At 39.9% G+C, this 17,281-nt stretch carries 15 protein-coding genes; 2 read left to right on the forward strand and 13 right to left on the reverse strand.

What is annotated here, in order from left to right; translation table 11 throughout:
• The first annotated feature begins 56 nt into the window (after positions 1-56).
• Both AC3M61_RS08795 and AC3M61_RS08800 read left to right on the forward strand, forming a co-directional pair.
• On the forward strand, positions 57-1,052 hold the full coding sequence (locus AC3M61_RS08795; protein ID WP_500780496.1) for an alpha/beta hydrolase family protein: 996 nt from the start codon (positions 57-59) through the stop codon (positions 1,050-1,052).
• Positions 1,046-2,065 carry an alpha/beta hydrolase gene (locus tag AC3M61_RS08800; RefSeq protein WP_500780497.1) on the forward strand — a complete coding sequence of 340 codons (1,020 nt, stop codon included), beginning with the start codon at positions 1,046-1,048 and terminating at the stop codon, positions 2,063-2,065. The genes AC3M61_RS08795 and AC3M61_RS08800 overlap by 7 nt, the downstream gene beginning before the upstream one ends.
• A 46-nt stretch (positions 2,066-2,111) precedes the next feature.
• On the opposite strand, the gene pepV is transcribed toward AC3M61_RS08800, so the two are convergent.
• The 13 genes from pepV to AC3M61_RS08865 all read right to left on the reverse strand — a co-directional run bounded on the left by pepV (position 2,112) and on the right by AC3M61_RS08865 (position 16,996).
• The gene (gene pepV, locus AC3M61_RS08805; protein ID WP_500780498.1) at positions 2,112-3,506 is read right to left on the reverse strand and encodes a dipeptidase PepV; all 1,395 of its coding nucleotides are present in this window, start codon (positions 3,504-3,506) and stop codon (positions 2,112-2,114) included.
• Positions 3,507-3,569: 63 nt separating this feature from the next.
• Positions 3,570-4,613 carry a LacI family DNA-binding transcriptional regulator gene (locus AC3M61_RS08810; protein ID WP_500780499.1) on the reverse strand — a complete coding sequence of 348 codons (1,044 nt, stop codon included), beginning with the start codon at positions 4,611-4,613 and terminating at the stop codon, positions 3,570-3,572.
• Positions 4,613-5,095 carry an RpiB/LacA/LacB family sugar-phosphate isomerase gene (locus tag AC3M61_RS08815; RefSeq protein ID WP_500780500.1) on the reverse strand — a complete coding sequence of 161 codons (483 nt, stop codon included), beginning with the start codon at positions 5,093-5,095 and terminating at the stop codon, positions 4,613-4,615. The genes AC3M61_RS08810 and AC3M61_RS08815 overlap by 1 nt, the downstream gene beginning before the upstream one ends.
• Positions 5,096-5,117: 22 nt before the next feature.
• Positions 5,118-6,569, reverse strand: coding sequence for a hypothetical protein (locus AC3M61_RS08820; RefSeq protein WP_500780501.1), 1,452 nt, complete (start codon positions 6,567-6,569; stop codon positions 5,118-5,120).
• Positions 6,566-8,587, reverse strand: coding sequence for an alpha-glucosidase (locus tag AC3M61_RS08825; protein ID WP_500780502.1), 2,022 nt, complete (start codon positions 8,585-8,587; stop codon positions 6,566-6,568). The genes AC3M61_RS08820 and AC3M61_RS08825 overlap by 4 nt, the downstream gene beginning before the upstream one ends.
• A gap of 37 nt (positions 8,588-8,624) precedes the next feature.
• Positions 8,625-9,593 carry a transketolase family protein gene (locus AC3M61_RS08830; RefSeq protein WP_500780503.1) on the reverse strand — a complete coding sequence of 323 codons (969 nt, stop codon included), beginning with the start codon at positions 9,591-9,593 and terminating at the stop codon, positions 8,625-8,627.
• Complete coding sequence (locus AC3M61_RS08835; protein WP_500780504.1) at positions 9,590-10,465, reverse strand: transketolase; 876 nt, start codon at positions 10,463-10,465, stop codon at positions 9,590-9,592. Before AC3M61_RS08835 ends, AC3M61_RS08830 begins: the two co-directional genes overlap by 4 nt.
• A 16-nt stretch (positions 10,466-10,481) precedes the next feature.
• A complete protein-coding gene (locus AC3M61_RS08840; protein ID WP_500780505.1) occupies positions 10,482-11,600 on the reverse strand; it encodes an iron-containing alcohol dehydrogenase family protein in 1,119 nt (372 codons plus the stop codon).
• 5 nt (positions 11,601-11,605) lie between these two features.
• The gene (locus AC3M61_RS08845) at positions 11,606-12,514 is read right to left on the reverse strand and encodes a DMT family transporter (RefSeq protein ID WP_500780506.1); all 909 of its coding nucleotides are present in this window, start codon (positions 12,512-12,514) and stop codon (positions 11,606-11,608) included.
• Positions 12,515-12,560: 46 nt separating this feature from the next.
• The gene (locus AC3M61_RS08850; protein WP_500780507.1) at positions 12,561-14,000 is read right to left on the reverse strand and encodes an MFS transporter; all 1,440 of its coding nucleotides are present in this window, start codon (positions 13,998-14,000) and stop codon (positions 12,561-12,563) included.
• A complete protein-coding gene (locus tag AC3M61_RS08855; protein WP_500780508.1) occupies positions 13,997-14,842 on the reverse strand; it encodes a carbohydrate ABC transporter permease in 846 nt (281 codons plus the stop codon). The genes AC3M61_RS08850 and AC3M61_RS08855 overlap by 4 nt, the downstream gene beginning before the upstream one ends.
• On the reverse strand, positions 14,839-15,753 hold the full coding sequence (locus AC3M61_RS08860; protein WP_500780509.1) for a carbohydrate ABC transporter permease: 915 nt from the start codon (positions 15,751-15,753) through the stop codon (positions 14,839-14,841). Before AC3M61_RS08860 ends, AC3M61_RS08855 begins: the two co-directional genes overlap by 4 nt.
• Entirely contained in the window at positions 15,725-16,996 is a 1,272-nt protein-coding gene (locus AC3M61_RS08865) for an extracellular solute-binding protein (RefSeq protein ID WP_500780510.1), read from the reverse strand. Before AC3M61_RS08865 ends, AC3M61_RS08860 begins: the two co-directional genes overlap by 29 nt.
• Between the last annotated feature and the right edge of the window lie 285 nt (positions 16,997-17,281).

Below are 17,281 nucleotides of genomic sequence, written 5' to 3' on the forward strand. Positions count from 1 at the left end.
ATTACGTGTGATATAATTTTTGTACAACTAATTACTGCATGGGAGTTGTAAAGTGCATGAATGAAAACCGTTCCGTCAAATTCTTCAGCAACTTAACACACATTGCAAAGATTATTTTGTTCACAAAAGGAATATTGATATTGTTCTCGTTTGTCCTTGCTTTCACGAACTTTTTGCTATTCTTGATTGTAGTTATGATTCTGAACATCCCTCTTCTTAGAAAGTCAATCTTTGGAAGACTTCCCACGGATACAAAAGAACTTAGAAAATCAAACGTTCTAAGTAATCACGAAACATACGAATATTTGCCAGGTCTCTTTCTTGATGTGTTTTATCCACCTATCTTCAATGTATCGAAAAAAAGCCAACATGTAAAGGGCATCGTGCTTTTTGCACACGGCGGAGGCTGGATTAGTGGATACAGGAGACAACCAAATAACATTTCTTGGTATAGGTACCTTGTAAGTAAAGGCTTCATCGTAGCAACTATAGATTACGAAAGAGGATATAAAGCTGGTATCGAAAAGTTGATTGAAGAGCTCCTCCAAGCAGTTGTTTTTTTGGAAAATCACTTGGCAAATAAACTTGGGATAAATGAAAAAGTTTCACTAATGGGATTATCGGCAGGTGGTCATCTTGCTCTGTTAGCTACTAGTCGTATACCTGAAAGGGTTAAAAACGTCGTAGCTTACTATTCACCTTGTGACTTGCTTGATATTTGGCATTCTGCTTCTATTTTTGCGAGGTTCGCTGCTGCGGCGACGCTAAAAAGATTGCCTACAAGAGCAAAAGATGTGTACGAAAGGTATTCTCCCATCAACAATATAGCCGAAAATTATCCACCGACTCTTCTTGTGCATGGTTTGAAGGACTCCGTTGTTCCATATTTTTCTTCCGTAAAAATGTTTAAGAATCTCAGAGAAAAAGGACTGCCAGCAAAACTTCTCCTCCATCCAAAAGGCGATCATGGTTTCGAGTTTGTTTTGAGGGATAGAAAAACTGTTGATATAATAGAGAAAACCGCACAATTTTTGGAGGGAAAGTTATGGTGAGTTTTACCTACTCAGGTAAAATCACTGATTTTACACAAGGGTATATAATGAAATCAAAGAGATTTCGTGGTATTTACACTCGTTTTCACACACTTTACCCAAATCCAGAGAAAGGTACAGAAATCGTTGAATACTATCTTTTTGACCCAAAAGAAGAGCCCGTCGGTATATTGTTTATTTTGCATGGTCTTGGAACATCCAATATCCCGTTTTTACTGTGGATGGCAACACACCTTGCAAATGCTAATGTCAGGGTCGTAATGCCAATTTTACCAGGGAACTTTACAAGGGTTGCACATGGTTCTGTCAGTGGAAAGGATTTCTTTGATGCAGATGTCGAGAGAGCTACAAAATTTTGGGAACAGTCAGTTGTTGATGTGCTGTCCGTAATTGACCTTTTGAAATCTCAGAACCTTTGGGTTGATAATGCTCATCTCTTCGGTTTTTGTCTTGGTGGTATGGTATCGGTTATGATAAACGCCATTCGAAACGATTTCAAAAAAACAATCCTAATGACTGTTGGGGGAGAAATGGCAACCCTTATGTGGCATTCACCTACGCTCGCGTATTTTAGAAGAAGTATTGAAAAACTAAAATCAAACGAAAAAACCAAAGGAAAATTAAAACACTTTATCGATGACCAGAAGAAAGTAAAGGAAATTTTTGAGGAACAACTAAAGACGTTAAGACAATTCAAATCAGTTGAAGAAATGCAATCAAGTGACATACACCCTTATCTGAAACTAGACCCCATTGCATACGCGCAGTTTGTGGATAGAGAAAAAATAATCTTCGTTGAGGCACTTTTCGACAAGGCACTTCCAAAAAGAAGCAGGAAGTTGTTATGGGAAGCACTGGGAAAACCAAAGCGATATATCATACCAAGTGGACACGTCACATGGCTTCCATTTGGCTTCTTTGTTGGACGGTTCATACTGCGAAACATGGGAATTAAAGAGTTTAAAAAGCAAATGGAACTGTTGAAGAAAATAGAACTTGAGGAAAAGAAATAAGTAAGCCCCTCGTTGGGGGCTTCGGATTTGAGTGTGATAATCTATTTTAATCTTGCGTTAGCCATGCGTAAACCAGTTTTGTGTAAATACGAATATATTTCTTAAACGATTCCAAAGACCAACATTCATCAGGCTGGTGCATGTGTGTATCTTCTCCTGGGAAAACCGCACCGTAAGCCACACCGTATGGAACGCTTCTTGCATATGTACCTCCACCGATCGAGATAGGTTCGGACATATCTTGAGTTTCTTCACGGTATATCTTCAGTAGCAATCTCATAAAGTCACTGTCTTTTGACACATAAAGAGGTTTGCTGTAACTTGTTCGTTCTACTTCAAATCCTTTCATAGCTTCTTTGATTTGCATTGTTATCATATCTACATTGAAGAATATCGGATGTCTAATGTTTATAACCGCCGTTATCGTATCGTTTTCAAGTTTTAAAATCCCAAGGTTGCACGTAAGTTTTTTACTTACATCATCTTGACCAGATATACCAAGACCTATACCGTAGTAATCTCTTCCAAGGCGTTCGTATAACGTTCTAATCGTCTCATTTTCCGGACCAAAATCAATTCTTGAAAGTAATTCAAGCATACCTGAAGCCGCATTAATTCCTGCTTCTGGATGAGCACCGTGTGCAGATTTGCCAAGTGATTTTATTGTTATTCTATCACCAGCAACCTCGTATTCATACCTGCATACGCTTGAATAGTTTGAAACAAGATACGCTATTTCGTTTATTTTGTCCGTTTCAATCACTGCAATACATTCTTCTGGCACAACATTTGCTGCTGTTCCCGCCTTGAGTTCAACAAGCTTTGTGGAGTAGTCTTTAGTGATAGTTCTTTTTATAGTGTAAGTAACTATACCTTTTTCTGCAAAGACGGCTGGAAAATCACCATCCGGTGTCACTGCCGCATCCGGATAAGGTTCTTTTGTAAAGTAATACTTCAAGCACTGCGAACCATTCTCTTCGTTTGTGCCAAATATAACACGCACCCTATTTTTTGGTTTATCGACCAATTCTGAGGCTATCTTCAATGCAAAAAGTGCGCCGATGCTTGGACCTTTGTCGTCAGAAACACCTCTACCATACATCTTGCCATCTCTAATCACCAGTTCAAACGGATTGCTTGTCCACCTTTCTATATCACCTTCGGGGACAACGTCTAAGTGTCCAAGAACCGCGTAAAGTTTCCCACCTTCTCCGTATTCAACGTGTCCTGCATAGTTATCAACATTCACACTCTTAAATCCAAGTTCTTCCGCTATCTTCAGGGTTTCGTGCAAAGCTTTTGCAGGACCTTCACCAAAAGGCATTCCATCTTTTGGTTCACTCATTACAGATCTAATCGCTATAACCTTTTTGAGAGCTTCTAAGATTTCATCAAAATATTTGTCAACCTTTTCGTTGATGATTTTGTTGATATCCGACATAGCTTATACCCCTTTCTATTTTTTATTCATCAATATTTTACCATAAACGTGAAAAACTTTACACTAAGAATTTCCATCGCTCCGGTTTTTAGTAGAGTTTCTTATTCTTAATTCAATGGGCAAAATTATCTGCGAAATGGAACCAGTTTCAATATTTCTTATGACGCTCTTGAATGCTTCCCTTCCCAATCGGATTTTATCTGTAGCTACCGTGGTTAGCGGAGGCTCTATTATCGATGAAAAGCTGATGTCATCGAATCCAATGACGGAAAGTTCCTCAGGAATTTTGAATCCATGCTCTTTTAATAGTTTGATAACTGCATAGGCAAAGATGTCGTTATAACAGATTATCGCATCATACTTAAACTCTTTTTTCATCTTCTGGAGAAACATTTGGAAAGTTTCGTAAGCATTTTCGAAACCTTCATTTGAGCATATGACTTCGAACTCAACTTTGTTTTCCGAGGTTAGTTCGTACTCATTTAGAGCTTTTCTCATCCCCTGTTCCCTAACTCTTGCTGCATATTTGTATTTCTGAGCATTCAAAAAGAGCACATTTTTATGTCCAGTGTCTAAAAGGTATTTCATTGCTATATATCCGCCACGTTCATCATCACTGCATACGTAGTTTGTAGGTATATTTTCAAATCTTGCCCCGATTACAACGTTTGGAATTCCCTGCTGGACTAATCTGAGAATATCGTCTATCTTTGTTTGCACCGCTGTTATGATTAAACCATCAACACGTCTTTGTAGTAAAGTGTTTATAGCTTTTTCTTCGTTTTCATAATTTCGATCAGTGTTCACAAGCAATATTGTGTAACCGTAGTTTCGAGCCTCGAGTTCAATTCCCTTTATTACTTCCGCATAGAAAGGATTGGTGTTGTCGACAACGACAACACCTATTAGATGTGTTTTCCTTGTTCTTAATGCACTCGCTGTACAATCTCTTGTGTATCCAAGCTCAGCTGCAACACGGAGAATTTTTTCCTTGGTCTCTTTCTTCACGTATCCGCGCCCACTTAGTGCACGCGAAACAGTGTTAATGGAAAATCCTGAAGCTTCAGCAACATCTTTTATCGTTGCAAACTTTTTTCTTTTCACCATTATTTAAAGTTTTCCTCCTCAATTTTCTGAACTTCTTTATACGCATTCTTCAAAAACTCTTGGCGCCATTCTGGAAAACCTTCTGTAAAAGAAGACTCAAGCCATTTATCCACCACATCGCATGCTTGCTCAGGAGCAATAACCCAACCACCCATTGTAAGCACATTTGCGTTATTCACAACTTTTGCCATCTTTCCTGTGTAGCTACCTTCGACGGCAACCGCGTATATACCCTTAAATTTATTCGCAACTATTGACATACCTGCACCTGTTCCGCATATCAATATCCCTCTCTCGTATTCCCCAGACTGAATCTTTTTCGCAACACGCGGCGCAACTACATAGTAAGGAAGCCAGTTTTCTGGATCCAAAGTTCCCACGTCTTCTACTTCGTATCCCTTCTCTTGAAGGTGCTTTTTCACCGCCTCCTTTAAAGTAAACCCTGATTTATCAGAACCAATAACTATCCTCTTATCAGCCATACTGTATTCCCCCTTTTCTTTATTATATCAATTTGTAATTTTGATAATAATCCTTGTATGTAACTTTCTTTACTGGAGAAAGCTCGAGCCAATTCATGGCCTCTATGAATTCGTTATCCCAGATACCTTTAACAACAGGGAAGTGATGTTCTACCTTTCTAACAAGCAATGTATTCATTAAGTCAAGGGCACTGATTTCTTGCCCAAAGTATTTGAGTTTTCCCAACCATCCTCTGCTGCCAAAGTAATCCGGTTTGCTTTCATCGTTTATAAATTCACCGGTCATTACGAAATACTCAGACAAGTTATTCCCAATCCTTGCTATGGTTGCTGGCATCTCTGAAAACTTCATACTCGCCACCGGTGCCATTTCTAACCATCCCTTTCCATCTACGTAAGGTCCAGGGTTAAAATGTCTTTCTAAGATGGGCTGACCTTTGGAGTAATATTTGCTACCAATGCCGCAGTGCCACAAGAAGATGCTGTTATCGGACATGTCAAAACTGGATAAGTCCATTAAGATTGCCGGATAATCAGATATATACTCGAGTATTTTCATACTTAGCAAGCTAACGATATCACCTTCACAGACAGTTGTATTTCCTTCATCAGAAAGGAACGCGTACGCTCCGCAAGGTACCATGCCCAACTCACTTCTGAATCTTGGCCAACAACTTATCGCAAGACCATCATAATTACCTTTCTGAGCAAGTTCTCTAACTGCACAGACAAGCCTTGCCATCTTCTCTATAAAACCTTCAGCAAATTCATCAGCAATAAAGTATTTTTCGCGGATTTCTCTTTCAATTTCTCGAACCTTACCAACACTTTGTTCAAAGAACAGCTTCTTTAAATCTCCGAACTCTATCTCGTCAACTGAAACACCAAATTTGGACATTAAAAGCCTTGGATCGTAAAACAAGTTATCGAACCCGGGTGCCCGTCCACCAACCAGTGCATAGTTTGAACCTTTCACATTGACTATAGCTCGTAGCGCTCTTATTGTTACTTCAAACCTTCTTTTGAAAAGTTCGTCCTCAACAAATCCGTAGAACCATTTTGCATCTTTACCAAGGTAAGGTAAGAATCTATCTATAATACTCATGTTTAGATTCATATTACAGAACGAATTAAGTGGTAAAGGACCAGAAGTGGTTATCTCCGGTACAGCCCACAGACCAAGGTAAGCTTTAGTTTGAGCCAAGATTTGTATCAGATACCCAGAAGAAAAAGATGTAGACTGGACAAGGAGAAAATCAATTTTTTGGTCTTCCATTTCTTTAAGTGCTTGGATAGCGTCATTTTTAGTCACAACAAAGTCTTTTCTCCAATAGAATTCAAAATCAAGCTCCTGAGACAATTTTCTCAAACCCTCGACACTTTTGTTGTAAACCTCTTGCTTGTTTCCTCTGTAATTCAGCTGAATAAGTCCAACAAGTCCTACTTTGAGTTTTCGTTTCATACTGCTTCTCATTCCACGTCACCTGCCTTCTCAAAAATATCTTTCCAGCGAGAACTCAACCTGTAAAACACCGGTGGATAACCTAGCGGGGCTTCTATTTCGTAAATACCTCCTGAGTACTTTTTACCACTCCACAAATGTATCCATTCATCATCTGGTAAAAACACTTTCTTTACGTTTTGACCATTTTCTACAACGGGGGCTACCAATAAATCTTCTCCAAAAAGATATTGATACTTTAACTCTTCGACATTATCAACCTTGTATTTTAGGTTTAGAGGCATTATTATCGGTTTTCCTTTGTAAGTGTATTCTTCAACAAGATGCTTTATATATGGTTTCAAAGCAAAATGAACTTTGCTCATGCGTGCAAAGTGCTCTAACGTCTCTTCATCCGAGTCGAACTGCCAATTCTCATCTGGCCAATTACCTTCATGTGTTCTCATAACTGGTGTGAAAGTAGCCTGTTCAGCCCATCTTATAAATAATTCTTTTGTTCGTTTTGTCACAACTATGTCAGGTACGTTTTTTGCCAACGTTGTGTATCCGCCTATATCAGAATGAGTGAGTCCTATTCCTGACATTGTCATAGAGAGTGCTGCAACAATAACAGAGGGTAATCCATCATCCTTCGACCAATTCACAAGCTGGTCTCCATGCCAGAAAAGTGTTGAGTACTTAGCACTGTAAAGATTTCCCGCCCTCATGAAAAACACAACTTCACCTTTTTTTCCTGCTTCTTCGACTGCTTCTGCGTTTATTTTTGCCCATTCCACAGGATACTTGTTGTGATACAGCTCTGCCGGCGTTTCATCGTACAAAACAGCGTCTGTTGGTAGATACTCTCCAAAGTCAGCCATCCAACCAGAAAGTCCAATACCTATCATATTTGATTTGATAACGTTCTTTATCCATTCCCTGGCTTCAGGGTTTGTGAAATCGACAAGTGCTGCTGGGAAGGTTGTAACTACAACGTGGTACTCTTCGCCATTGGCTTTTTTAACAAGATATCCCTTTTTCGAAGCTTCTTTGTAAAGCGAGCCTTCTAAAGCAAGGAATGTGTTTATATAACCAAGCGTCCTTATTCCCATACTTTTGAGTTGATTTATCATTCCAGGCAAATCTGGATACATGCTCTCATCATAGACCCAGTTCCACATCAACTGCCTTCCGAAAGTCGTAACACGTTTGCCTTCCCAATCTTGTATCCAAAGCCCAGTTATTTTCAAACCTTTTTCAAGTGCATTCATAATTTTTGGCATAACCACATCTCGCCCGCCCTGAAGCCCCAGAATTACTCCATCGTATATCCAATCAGGAAGCGGATTTGGAAGGCCAATACTTTTGGAAAGTTTTATTACCGTGTCAGTAAGCGACTCTCCAACGCCAAATTCTATCTTCTGAGGTATTTCATGTATTTCAAGCTCATGGAAATCTCTATGTGAGAAATCAAATTCACTGTAAGCATAACTATGCACTATCGCGTAGTAATTTTTACTCGAAACAAACGTTGGTTGAGGAAAGTAGGTGGTGTACCAATCTCCGCCTGCATCATCTTTGAAGTTCGCAAAATGGGTTATGATATCCCTCTTGTTCCTTCCAACGCCCTGCTCTGAAACCCACAACGGAACTCTTTTTGAACGAAGGTTTAAATAAGAGTATTGTTCACCGCATCCGTATATTTCCTCATTTTCCAATGCAGGTATGTAAATCCAAAATCTGTTCAATTGTTCTGAGTGTGATAGTATTTCAATACTCACCGTGTCTGTGCCAACGCTGAATCTACATTTCAGTTCCTCACCGCTATTTGAATAGAAGAGTATTTCATAACTTTCTGACGTTTTCGATATCACTTTAAACTCTCTCAGCGGTATCTTACTTTTGTAGTACTTTGAAATGTTAAAATTCCCGTGCGACATTTCGTATCTGTTTTGACCATAGCCCACTGCAAACATAGGAAAATTCTTCTTATGCATCAATTCAAAATTTCCTAGCTTTAATCTAATTGATTTATCGTTAATCTCTATCATTGTTAACACCTCTTTGAACTATAAAGGTCACACAACCTTACTTTTCCAAAAGCTTTTTAGCTTCACTGTAAATATCCTTTGCTGTCATCTTGTATTTCTCAAGAAGAAAGTCCGTTAATCCGACCTCGCCAAAGTGGTCCCTTACACCTATTCTTACAACGGGAACTGGATAGTGTTCGGCTACTACTTCACAGACCGCACTTCCCCATCCGTTGAGTATGCTGTGGTTTTCAACAACAACTATCTTTCCAGTTTCCATTGCCGCTTTAATAATAGTCTCCTCATCAACTGGTTTAAGTGTATGCATATTCAATAATCTCACGCTTATTCCCTCATCTTCCAGCATATTAGTAGCAATTATTGCTTGCCCCACCATTAGCCCAGAAGCGATTATCGTTATATCTTTTCCATCTTTCATAGTGTATATCTTTCCTATTTCAAATTTTTCATCTCCAGTAAAGAACCTGTCCTTTCTTCGTCTGTAAAGCCTTGTATAAACTGGTTGGTCGCAATAGATGATTTGCTTAAACAACGCTCTAAGTTGAATAGCATCAGCAGGTTCAACTATGACCATATTTGGCAGGTTTCTCATTATACCAGCGTCTTCAAAGCTCATATGTGTACCGCCGTTGAGTTCTGCAGTAACACCTGGGTCTGTTCCCATTATTTTCACAGGTAATCCCGCGTAAGCTATGGATATTGTTATTTGGTCGTACGCACGCCTGGTTGCAAACGGGGTAAAACTGTGAGCAATTGGAATAAGTCCCATATTTGCAAGTCCTGCAGCTATACCCATCATATTCGCCTCTGCCACCCCAACATCGATAAATCTCTCGGGAAACTTTTCTTTGAATTTCAGTGTGCTATCCGACCTTGCTAAGTCCGCGTTTAACACAACAATGCGCTCGTCCTGTTCTGCCAAATCAAGCAACAGCTCGCCGTATATATCTCTAATTTCCCTATCATCTTGCGTTGGCAAAGGCAGTTGTTTCTTTGTATTGTTCATTGCACATCAACCCCTTCAATTTCTTCGATTTCTTTTCTGAGGCTATCTATCGCAATTTTTAATTCCTCTTTTTTGATAGGCATATTGTGAGATGTCACTTTACCTTCCGCAAAGAAAGCCCCTTTACCTTTGATTGTGTGCAATATTATCATCGTTGGTTTTTCATCTTGCGACATGCCCTCACGGATAGCATTGTATATCTGCTGTACATCGTGGCCATCAACTTCTACCACGTGCCAATTAAACGCTCTCCATTTATCTGCAAGTGGTTCAAGGTTATTAACTTCGTGAATGTAGCCGTCTATCTGCATTTTGTTGTAATCGGTAAAAGCAATTAAGTTATTCAGTTTATTGTGTGAAGCAAACATTGCTGCCTCCCAGATTTGACCCTCTTGAGATTCTCCGTCCCCTATAAGAGCAAAGACACGTATGTTTATCTTCCTGATCCTCGCCCCAAGTGCCATGCCAACGGCAGCTGATAAACCTTGTCCGAGTGAGCCAGCGGTCATATCAACACCTGGAGTTTTTAACCTGTCGCAATGACTTGGAAGGTTCGTGTTAGGTTTGTTCAACGTGTATATACATTCGTATGGAAAGTATCCAAGGTCCGCTAATACGGCGTAGAGCGCAGGTCCAGCATGACCTTTCGACAGGACAAATCTGTCCCGTTCGTCCCATTTAGGGTTCTTGGGGTCTATTCTCATAACCTTGTAGTAGAGCACCGCCAAAGCTTCAGCTATGGATAGAGAACCTCCGACATGCCCTACTCCAAGATGACCTATCATTTCAAGGGTAATAATTCTTATTTGCGTTGCTTTCTTTTTCAAGAAAGTAACTTCTTCCGGTGTCAAATCTAGTAGTTTACCACTCAAAACTAATCCCTCCTCATCAGAATATCTCTTTTAAGATTCTTAGCACATCATCATAGCTTGGTTTCCCTGGTGTCAGATTTATTATGTTCGCTTCCATGGAAACTCTAGCTATTTCTTCAAGCTCATTTTCCTTTACACCATAGTCACAAAGCCTGCGTGAAAACCCTGAATACTCCATTAGTTGCTCCACTTTCCTGGCAAGTTCTCCCACATCTTTCAACCCGAGATAACTTGCAAAATCATCCATTTTCTTGGAAACAAATTTGTAAGTCCATCTAATCAAACTTGGTAGCGTCAGTGCACACGCAAGCCCATGTTCCACGTTGTAAAAGCTCGTTATTGGAAAGCTAATAGCGTGAGCAGCTGTTGTTCTTGTTTGACTAAACGCCACACCTGCTATCGTCGCTGCCACAGCCATTTCATCCCTTGCCCATTCTTCACCATCGATAGAAGCTTCGAAACTTTCCAGTATCATTTTTGCTGCTCTCAAAGCAAGCCCTTCCGTGTAAGGTTGCGTACTACTAGCCCAGTAGCTCTCAACTGCATGTGTAAGCGCATCGAGCCCTGTTGTAGCTGCAATTCTCCTTGGCATCGAATAAGTCAAGATAGGGTCTATCAAAGCAACATCCGCCCAAAATGTTGGACTCGTCATCGGTCTCTTTATTCCATTCAGTGTGTAAACTCCAACATTTGTCACTTCACTGCCTGTTCCTGATGTCGTTGGCACAAGCATCAGGGGTAATCTTTTATCAAACCTTTTCTTTCCATCGACATAATCACTCAGTTTCCCTTCACTCACCAACAGAGAGCTTATCGCTTTTGCAGTATCAAGTGTACTCCCTCCACCGATGCCTATCACACCCTCAAATTTCGGAGAACCTTTTGAATACTCGTACACAATCTCAATAATTTCATCAACCATTTCACACGATGGGTTGGGAACAATTTTATCGTAAACAAAAACGGATTTGTATTTTTCCATAGCCTTTTTAAAATATTCGCTTGTGCTAACAAATGGGTCACATATAACAAGCACTTGCGAAACACCGAAGATATCCCTCGAGTTTTCTAATTCACCCTTTCCGTATACAATTCTGACAGGATTAAAGATTTGGAATTTCTCGGTTTCTAACATATTTATCACCTCCTCGCTTGCTTTCCTTGTTTGATAAACTGATTGTTCATGGTCAACAAGAACGCACCCACGAGTATCACCACGACACCTATTAACTGTTTACCAGTAATGGACTCTCCAAAAAAAGACATCACAAACAGCACATACACCGGCATGAACAAAAGAGAAGTTCTTACAAGCCATACCGGGAAAAGTCTTAGATTTTTGTAATAAACAACGTATATTAAGTACTGAAACATGCCGGCAGCAATAAGTCCCAACGTAGGTATATTAATGCCAACTAGTCTAAAGTTACCAACCAACTCGTATAGTAGTGATTTGAACGAAAAAAGAGAGAAAAACACTAGTGTAAAGAAATTATTGTAAAACGCGATAACAAAATCTGTTCCAGGGTTTCTCTTATCTTCCTGAACACTCCGAATGACAAATGCGTTCAAACTTATGAAAAACGCACTAAGTAAGAAAAATACATCTCCTTGACTGAGCTTCAGCAAGTTTTGAGCATTTGATACGAGAACTACACCAAAGAGCATGAGCGCCATCGAAATTATATCCAACAACCCTGGGATTTCTCCAAAAAACAGAGATATGAAAGCGGAAAATAGAACATCCGTTCTCAACAGCACCGCACCTTTCGAAGCCGTTGAATATTTGAAACCCAAGAATGCGGTAATATCCAAAGCAAAACCGAGCAAACCTATCAAAAGAAGTCTTGTAAAAATGTATCTTACCTTCAGTAATTCACCAGTTCTCCTCAATACTGCCCCCACTAAGAGCATCAAAAAGAGCACAAAAGTACGTATAAATATACCATTGAAGATTACGCTAAATGCCGATAGGGCTAATTTAGTTGCTACATAATAAGTTCCCCATACAACGACAAGTATTAAGAGGCTTAGTGCCTTTATAGTCACACTCTCCCTTTCCATCTCCAGCAAAATTGCTCAAACAAAGTAATTGTCAAATTAACTCTCTCTCCAATTCCTCCAAAGCTCCTTCATCTACATTTGTACCCAAACGTTTGGCGTTCAGAGTTTCCATCAGTCTTTTATGAACTTCTGGTTTGAGTGGGTATCTTATTGCACAGTAGATACCCACCAACAGTAACAAGATTGGTCCAACGAAAACTATTAACCGTATCGCCAATACAACACTCTCTGGTTGTTTTGGAATCTCGTTACCCTTTGGATTTATGTATCCTACAGCACCAAGTATCAAAAGAATTAAAGCTTGAACAAGCGCTGATGCAACTTTTCTAAGGAACGTTGCAAGCGAAGAAATACTTCCTTCCCTTCTTTCGGAATACTTTAACTCTGCAACATCAGTAACATCTCCAAGAATGGTATGTGGCATAACAGCGACTGCAGAAACACCTGCACCTATCAGTGCTGCAACAGCTAGCAACAGTTGTGACGGCCAATCTGGTCTGAAGAAGAATGTGAGTGCGGCACCTACCATCCATACCAAAGCACCAACGATATATGCAAAATTCTTACTTTTTCTCCTCGCAATTGTTGCATAAACTGGTACGAAGATGATTTCGGTTATAAGTAAAACACCTAGAACAGCGGAAACAAAGTAAGGTCTTCCGATGTAGTATTTCATGTAGTACGGGAAGATAACAGAAACGGTGTCAATCGCCAGATACGCAAAAAGGAACATGCCAAGATAAAGCCTGAATGTCTTTATTTTGAGTGGTTCTATAATTAATTCTTTAAAATTCAGTTTTGTTGTCGCCGGTTTGAAGTTCTTTTCTTTTGTAAATGCAAAAACACCAAGATATGGCAGTGCAAAGAAAGCTCCGAAGATGATAGACATCGTTAAGTAACCCTTCTTTGGGTCGCCCATGCTTTTCACTATCATCATCGGTAAAACCGCGCAAAGTAGTGATGAAAACAGAGAGAACATTAGCCTCAAAGAATTTATTGCAGTTCTTTCGTTGTAGTCTAGAGTAATCTCGGCACTCATTGCGGTGTAAGGTATTAAGACCATTGTCACAACAGTATTGAGGAACATGTATGAAAAAAGAGCGTATAAAAATCTTGCAAATGTACTCTCAAACGATACCGGATACCAAACCATAACGAACGATAAAAATATAAATGGTACGCCAAACAAGAAATACGGTCTTCGTCTACCCCACCTTGATTTCGTCCTGTCACTTATGTAACCCATTATTGGATCCGTTATAGCATCCCATATCTTACCGACCAAAAAAATGATGGAGGCATAAGCTGGAGGAATCTTAACAACATCGGTTAAAAATATCGCGTAAAAGAAGTTGATGATGTTAAATACTCCCCCACCGTAAACATCACCGAACCCAAAGAAAAACTTTGTTATGAACGGAACCTTTTCGTTTCCATTCATTTGGTTTCCCTTCTTAACTTCTTTACTCATCCTTTAATCCCCCCTGATATAAGACCTTTTATGATGTATCTTTGCAAGCTTAGAGTTATAACAAACACCGGTATCAGCATAATAGTACCTGCAGCCGTCAACTGCCCCCATTTTGGAGCATACTGTCCAAGCAAACCGTTAACAGCAACAGGCGCAGTCCTTGCATTTACCGATGTTAAAATCAGAGCATACAAAAATTCGTTCCAAGACATCAAAAATACGAATACACTTGCTACCACAAGTCCTGGAGACACAAGTGGAAAGAAGACTCTCCAAAAAATCTGCTTTTCCGTTGCACCATCTACTCTTGCTGCTTCTTCGTAATCACGAGGCACAGCAGCAAAAAAGGGTAAAAGTAACCATATGACATATGGTATGTTAAAACTAACATGAGCCAATATTATCCCCGTCAGCGTATCTCTCAGTCTTAAGTAGTTAAACATGACGTAAAGTGGTATAACAAGGGATATTTGTGGAACCATTCTGAAACCAAGGAAAGTGTATGCTATCGCTTCTTTGAACCTAAATACGTACCTTGTAAGTCCATAAGAAGCCATGGCACCAACAATGATTGAAATTACCGTTGAACTCACGCCAACAAGAAGACTATTTTTCAAACTCATTAAAAAGTCTGTGTTTGAAAGCACCTCTTTGTAACTTTGAAGTGTTGGTTTAAAGTAAAAAGGGCCACGAACCCAGATATCGATGTCTCTTTTAAACCCACTGGTAATAACAACCATTATAGGCATCAATTCAACTATTAAAACGATTAACGAAACAATGAAAAGAATGAATGAAACAACCATCTTTTTCCCTCTTTTTCTACCTACGTTCGCTTTCATCCACGCTCACCTTCAAACTGAATATTCCCGCGTACGATAAAGAAAGATAATGTTAGTGCAAGAACAAGCAAAACAACACCCATCGCAGCAGCGTATCCTATATTAAAAAACTCAAATGCTTGCTTATTGATATAAAGTGACAACAACATCGTTGCGTTCCCAGGTCCTCCGCCGGTCATAACGTAAACTTCGGAGAATATTCTCAGTGCATCAACCAACCTAAGCAAAAATGCTGTTGCTATCGTTGGCCTAAGCTGTGGCAAGATAATTTTAAACACCCTTGTCCAAAACCTAGCACCATCGATTTCTGCGGCTTCGATAATTTCCTTTGGTAGTCCAGTCAATCCGGCGTATATGAACATAAACATAAATGGCCACATACGCCAGACATCCTGAACTATCACCATCCCGTAAGCAAAATCAGGTTCCGCAAGCCATGCCTTTACACCAAACCCAAGTTTTTCCAAAATGAAGCTTATGATACCGTATCCTGGTTGTAACATCAAACGCCAAGTCAAACCGGAGATAACAGGAAGAATAAAAACAGGTAGCAAAAGCAACGACCTAACCAAAGCATAGAACTTCCCTTCTCGATTCAATAACAGCGCCACGAAGAAGCCTAAAACCGTCTCTATTGGTAGTGCAATGACAACAAAACCGAACTGAAGCCATAGAGAATGTAAAAATTCTTTATCTCTAAACAACTGTATAAAGTTTCCCACCCCAACAAACTTTCTCTCAGCACTATAAAACAAGTGCCATTCGAATGTTGCCATGTAAACGGAGTATATTACAGGAAATATCAGAATAGCAAAAACTATTACTAAGGCAGGAATGATGAAGAACCAATGGGGGCATGCGCCCCCACTTTTTTTTGTCTTACTATTTCCCAACAAGCTCGCTGAGCTCATCTTTCATCTTCCTCACAGCTTCCTCTGGCGACATTTTTCCGCTTATTGCTGCCAACCAATAGTTCCTGATTATCTGAGAAGCTTCTGGGTATTTTGTAAACCTTGGCCTGGCGACTGCGTTTCTCATAGAATCAAAAATTGCCTTAAACCAAGGTCTCTCCTTGTTGTAATTCGGGTTCAGCAATAAATCAGACCTAGCTGGAGTGAAACCTTTTGGGATGAGTTTTTGCCCTGTTTCATATGAAGCCCACCAATAAGCAAATTCTGCTGCCGCCGCTTTGTTCTTTGAAGCAATTGGCATAGCCAACACCCAGCACCCTCTAATGGCTGCTCCTTTTACCGGACCAACTGGTGGTGCAGAGTAGATAATCTTACCTGCGACAAGTGAGTTATTTGGGTCTTCATGTTGCGGAACAAGAGCTGGCCACTGGAACATCGTAAATACTTTCCCCTGATTAAATGCTGCAATCCTTTCCGAGTGTCCCATGTCAAGTGCCCCTGGAGGTGAGAACTTTAAGAGTTCTTTGTAGAAATTAATCGCTTCGACTGCTTTCTTTTCATCGAGAGAAACAACAACTTTGCCTCCTTGGACAGTCAAAGGACTTGTGCCAAATGATTCGAACATGAATATCGCTTCTGCTGTTGAACCTTCCGTCTGTTTTGTGAACGGTGCGAATCCATATATACCTTTGGAATAGAAGAACTCTGCCATATCCCTTAGTTCCTTGAACGTTTTTGGTACACCAAGGTCGTATCCATATTTTGCTTTGAACTCAGTTCTGTACTTCGGGTCATTGATTAAATCTTTCCTTGTTAACCAGACATAAACGTTTGCGTTAATGGGCATACCTACGAAAACCCCTGCCCACTGGGCTGCTTCAAAAGCATTCGGCGCAAAAACATTGAGACTCGGCTTTTTGTAAACTTTTCCTGGTCCCCACTGCCCAAATGGTAACATGAGGTATGCGAGGGCAGGGATAAATGGTTCATCAACCGTTACCAAATCGTAGTCCGTTCTGTCTACACCCACACTAACACCTATCTTTTGAAGTAAGTTACCCGATGGCACTAACTCAAGAACAACTTTTATACCCGTGGCTTTTTCAAATTCGGGTATACCTGTCTTGAGAGCTTGTGTTAGCGCATCATCCCACGCCAGAACTTTAATCGTTGTGTTGTAAGGTGCCGCAAAAACAATCGCCAAAAGGCTTACTAGAAGCATCGCTACTAATACCCTTTTCATCCACATCACCCCCTTGGAAGGTTCGTAATTAAAAACTTTCATCCAAAAACGAAAGTTGTTCTTTTTGCATTTTTGCTCTTCAAGTTATGAGCTGATATGATAACATTATCACATGCTAATTTAATCACAAATTTACCTGCCAAACCAAAGCCAAATATGTCTGGAAAAATGAGAAAATCAATCCTGTGACGATATGATTATAGACAAACATTCGTTTTTTTCAAAATACTTTGAATTTCATTATCATATGGTAACGTTATCATATCGCAAAAAATATAAGGTGAC

This window comes from Fervidobacterium sp. (assembly GCF_059913585.1).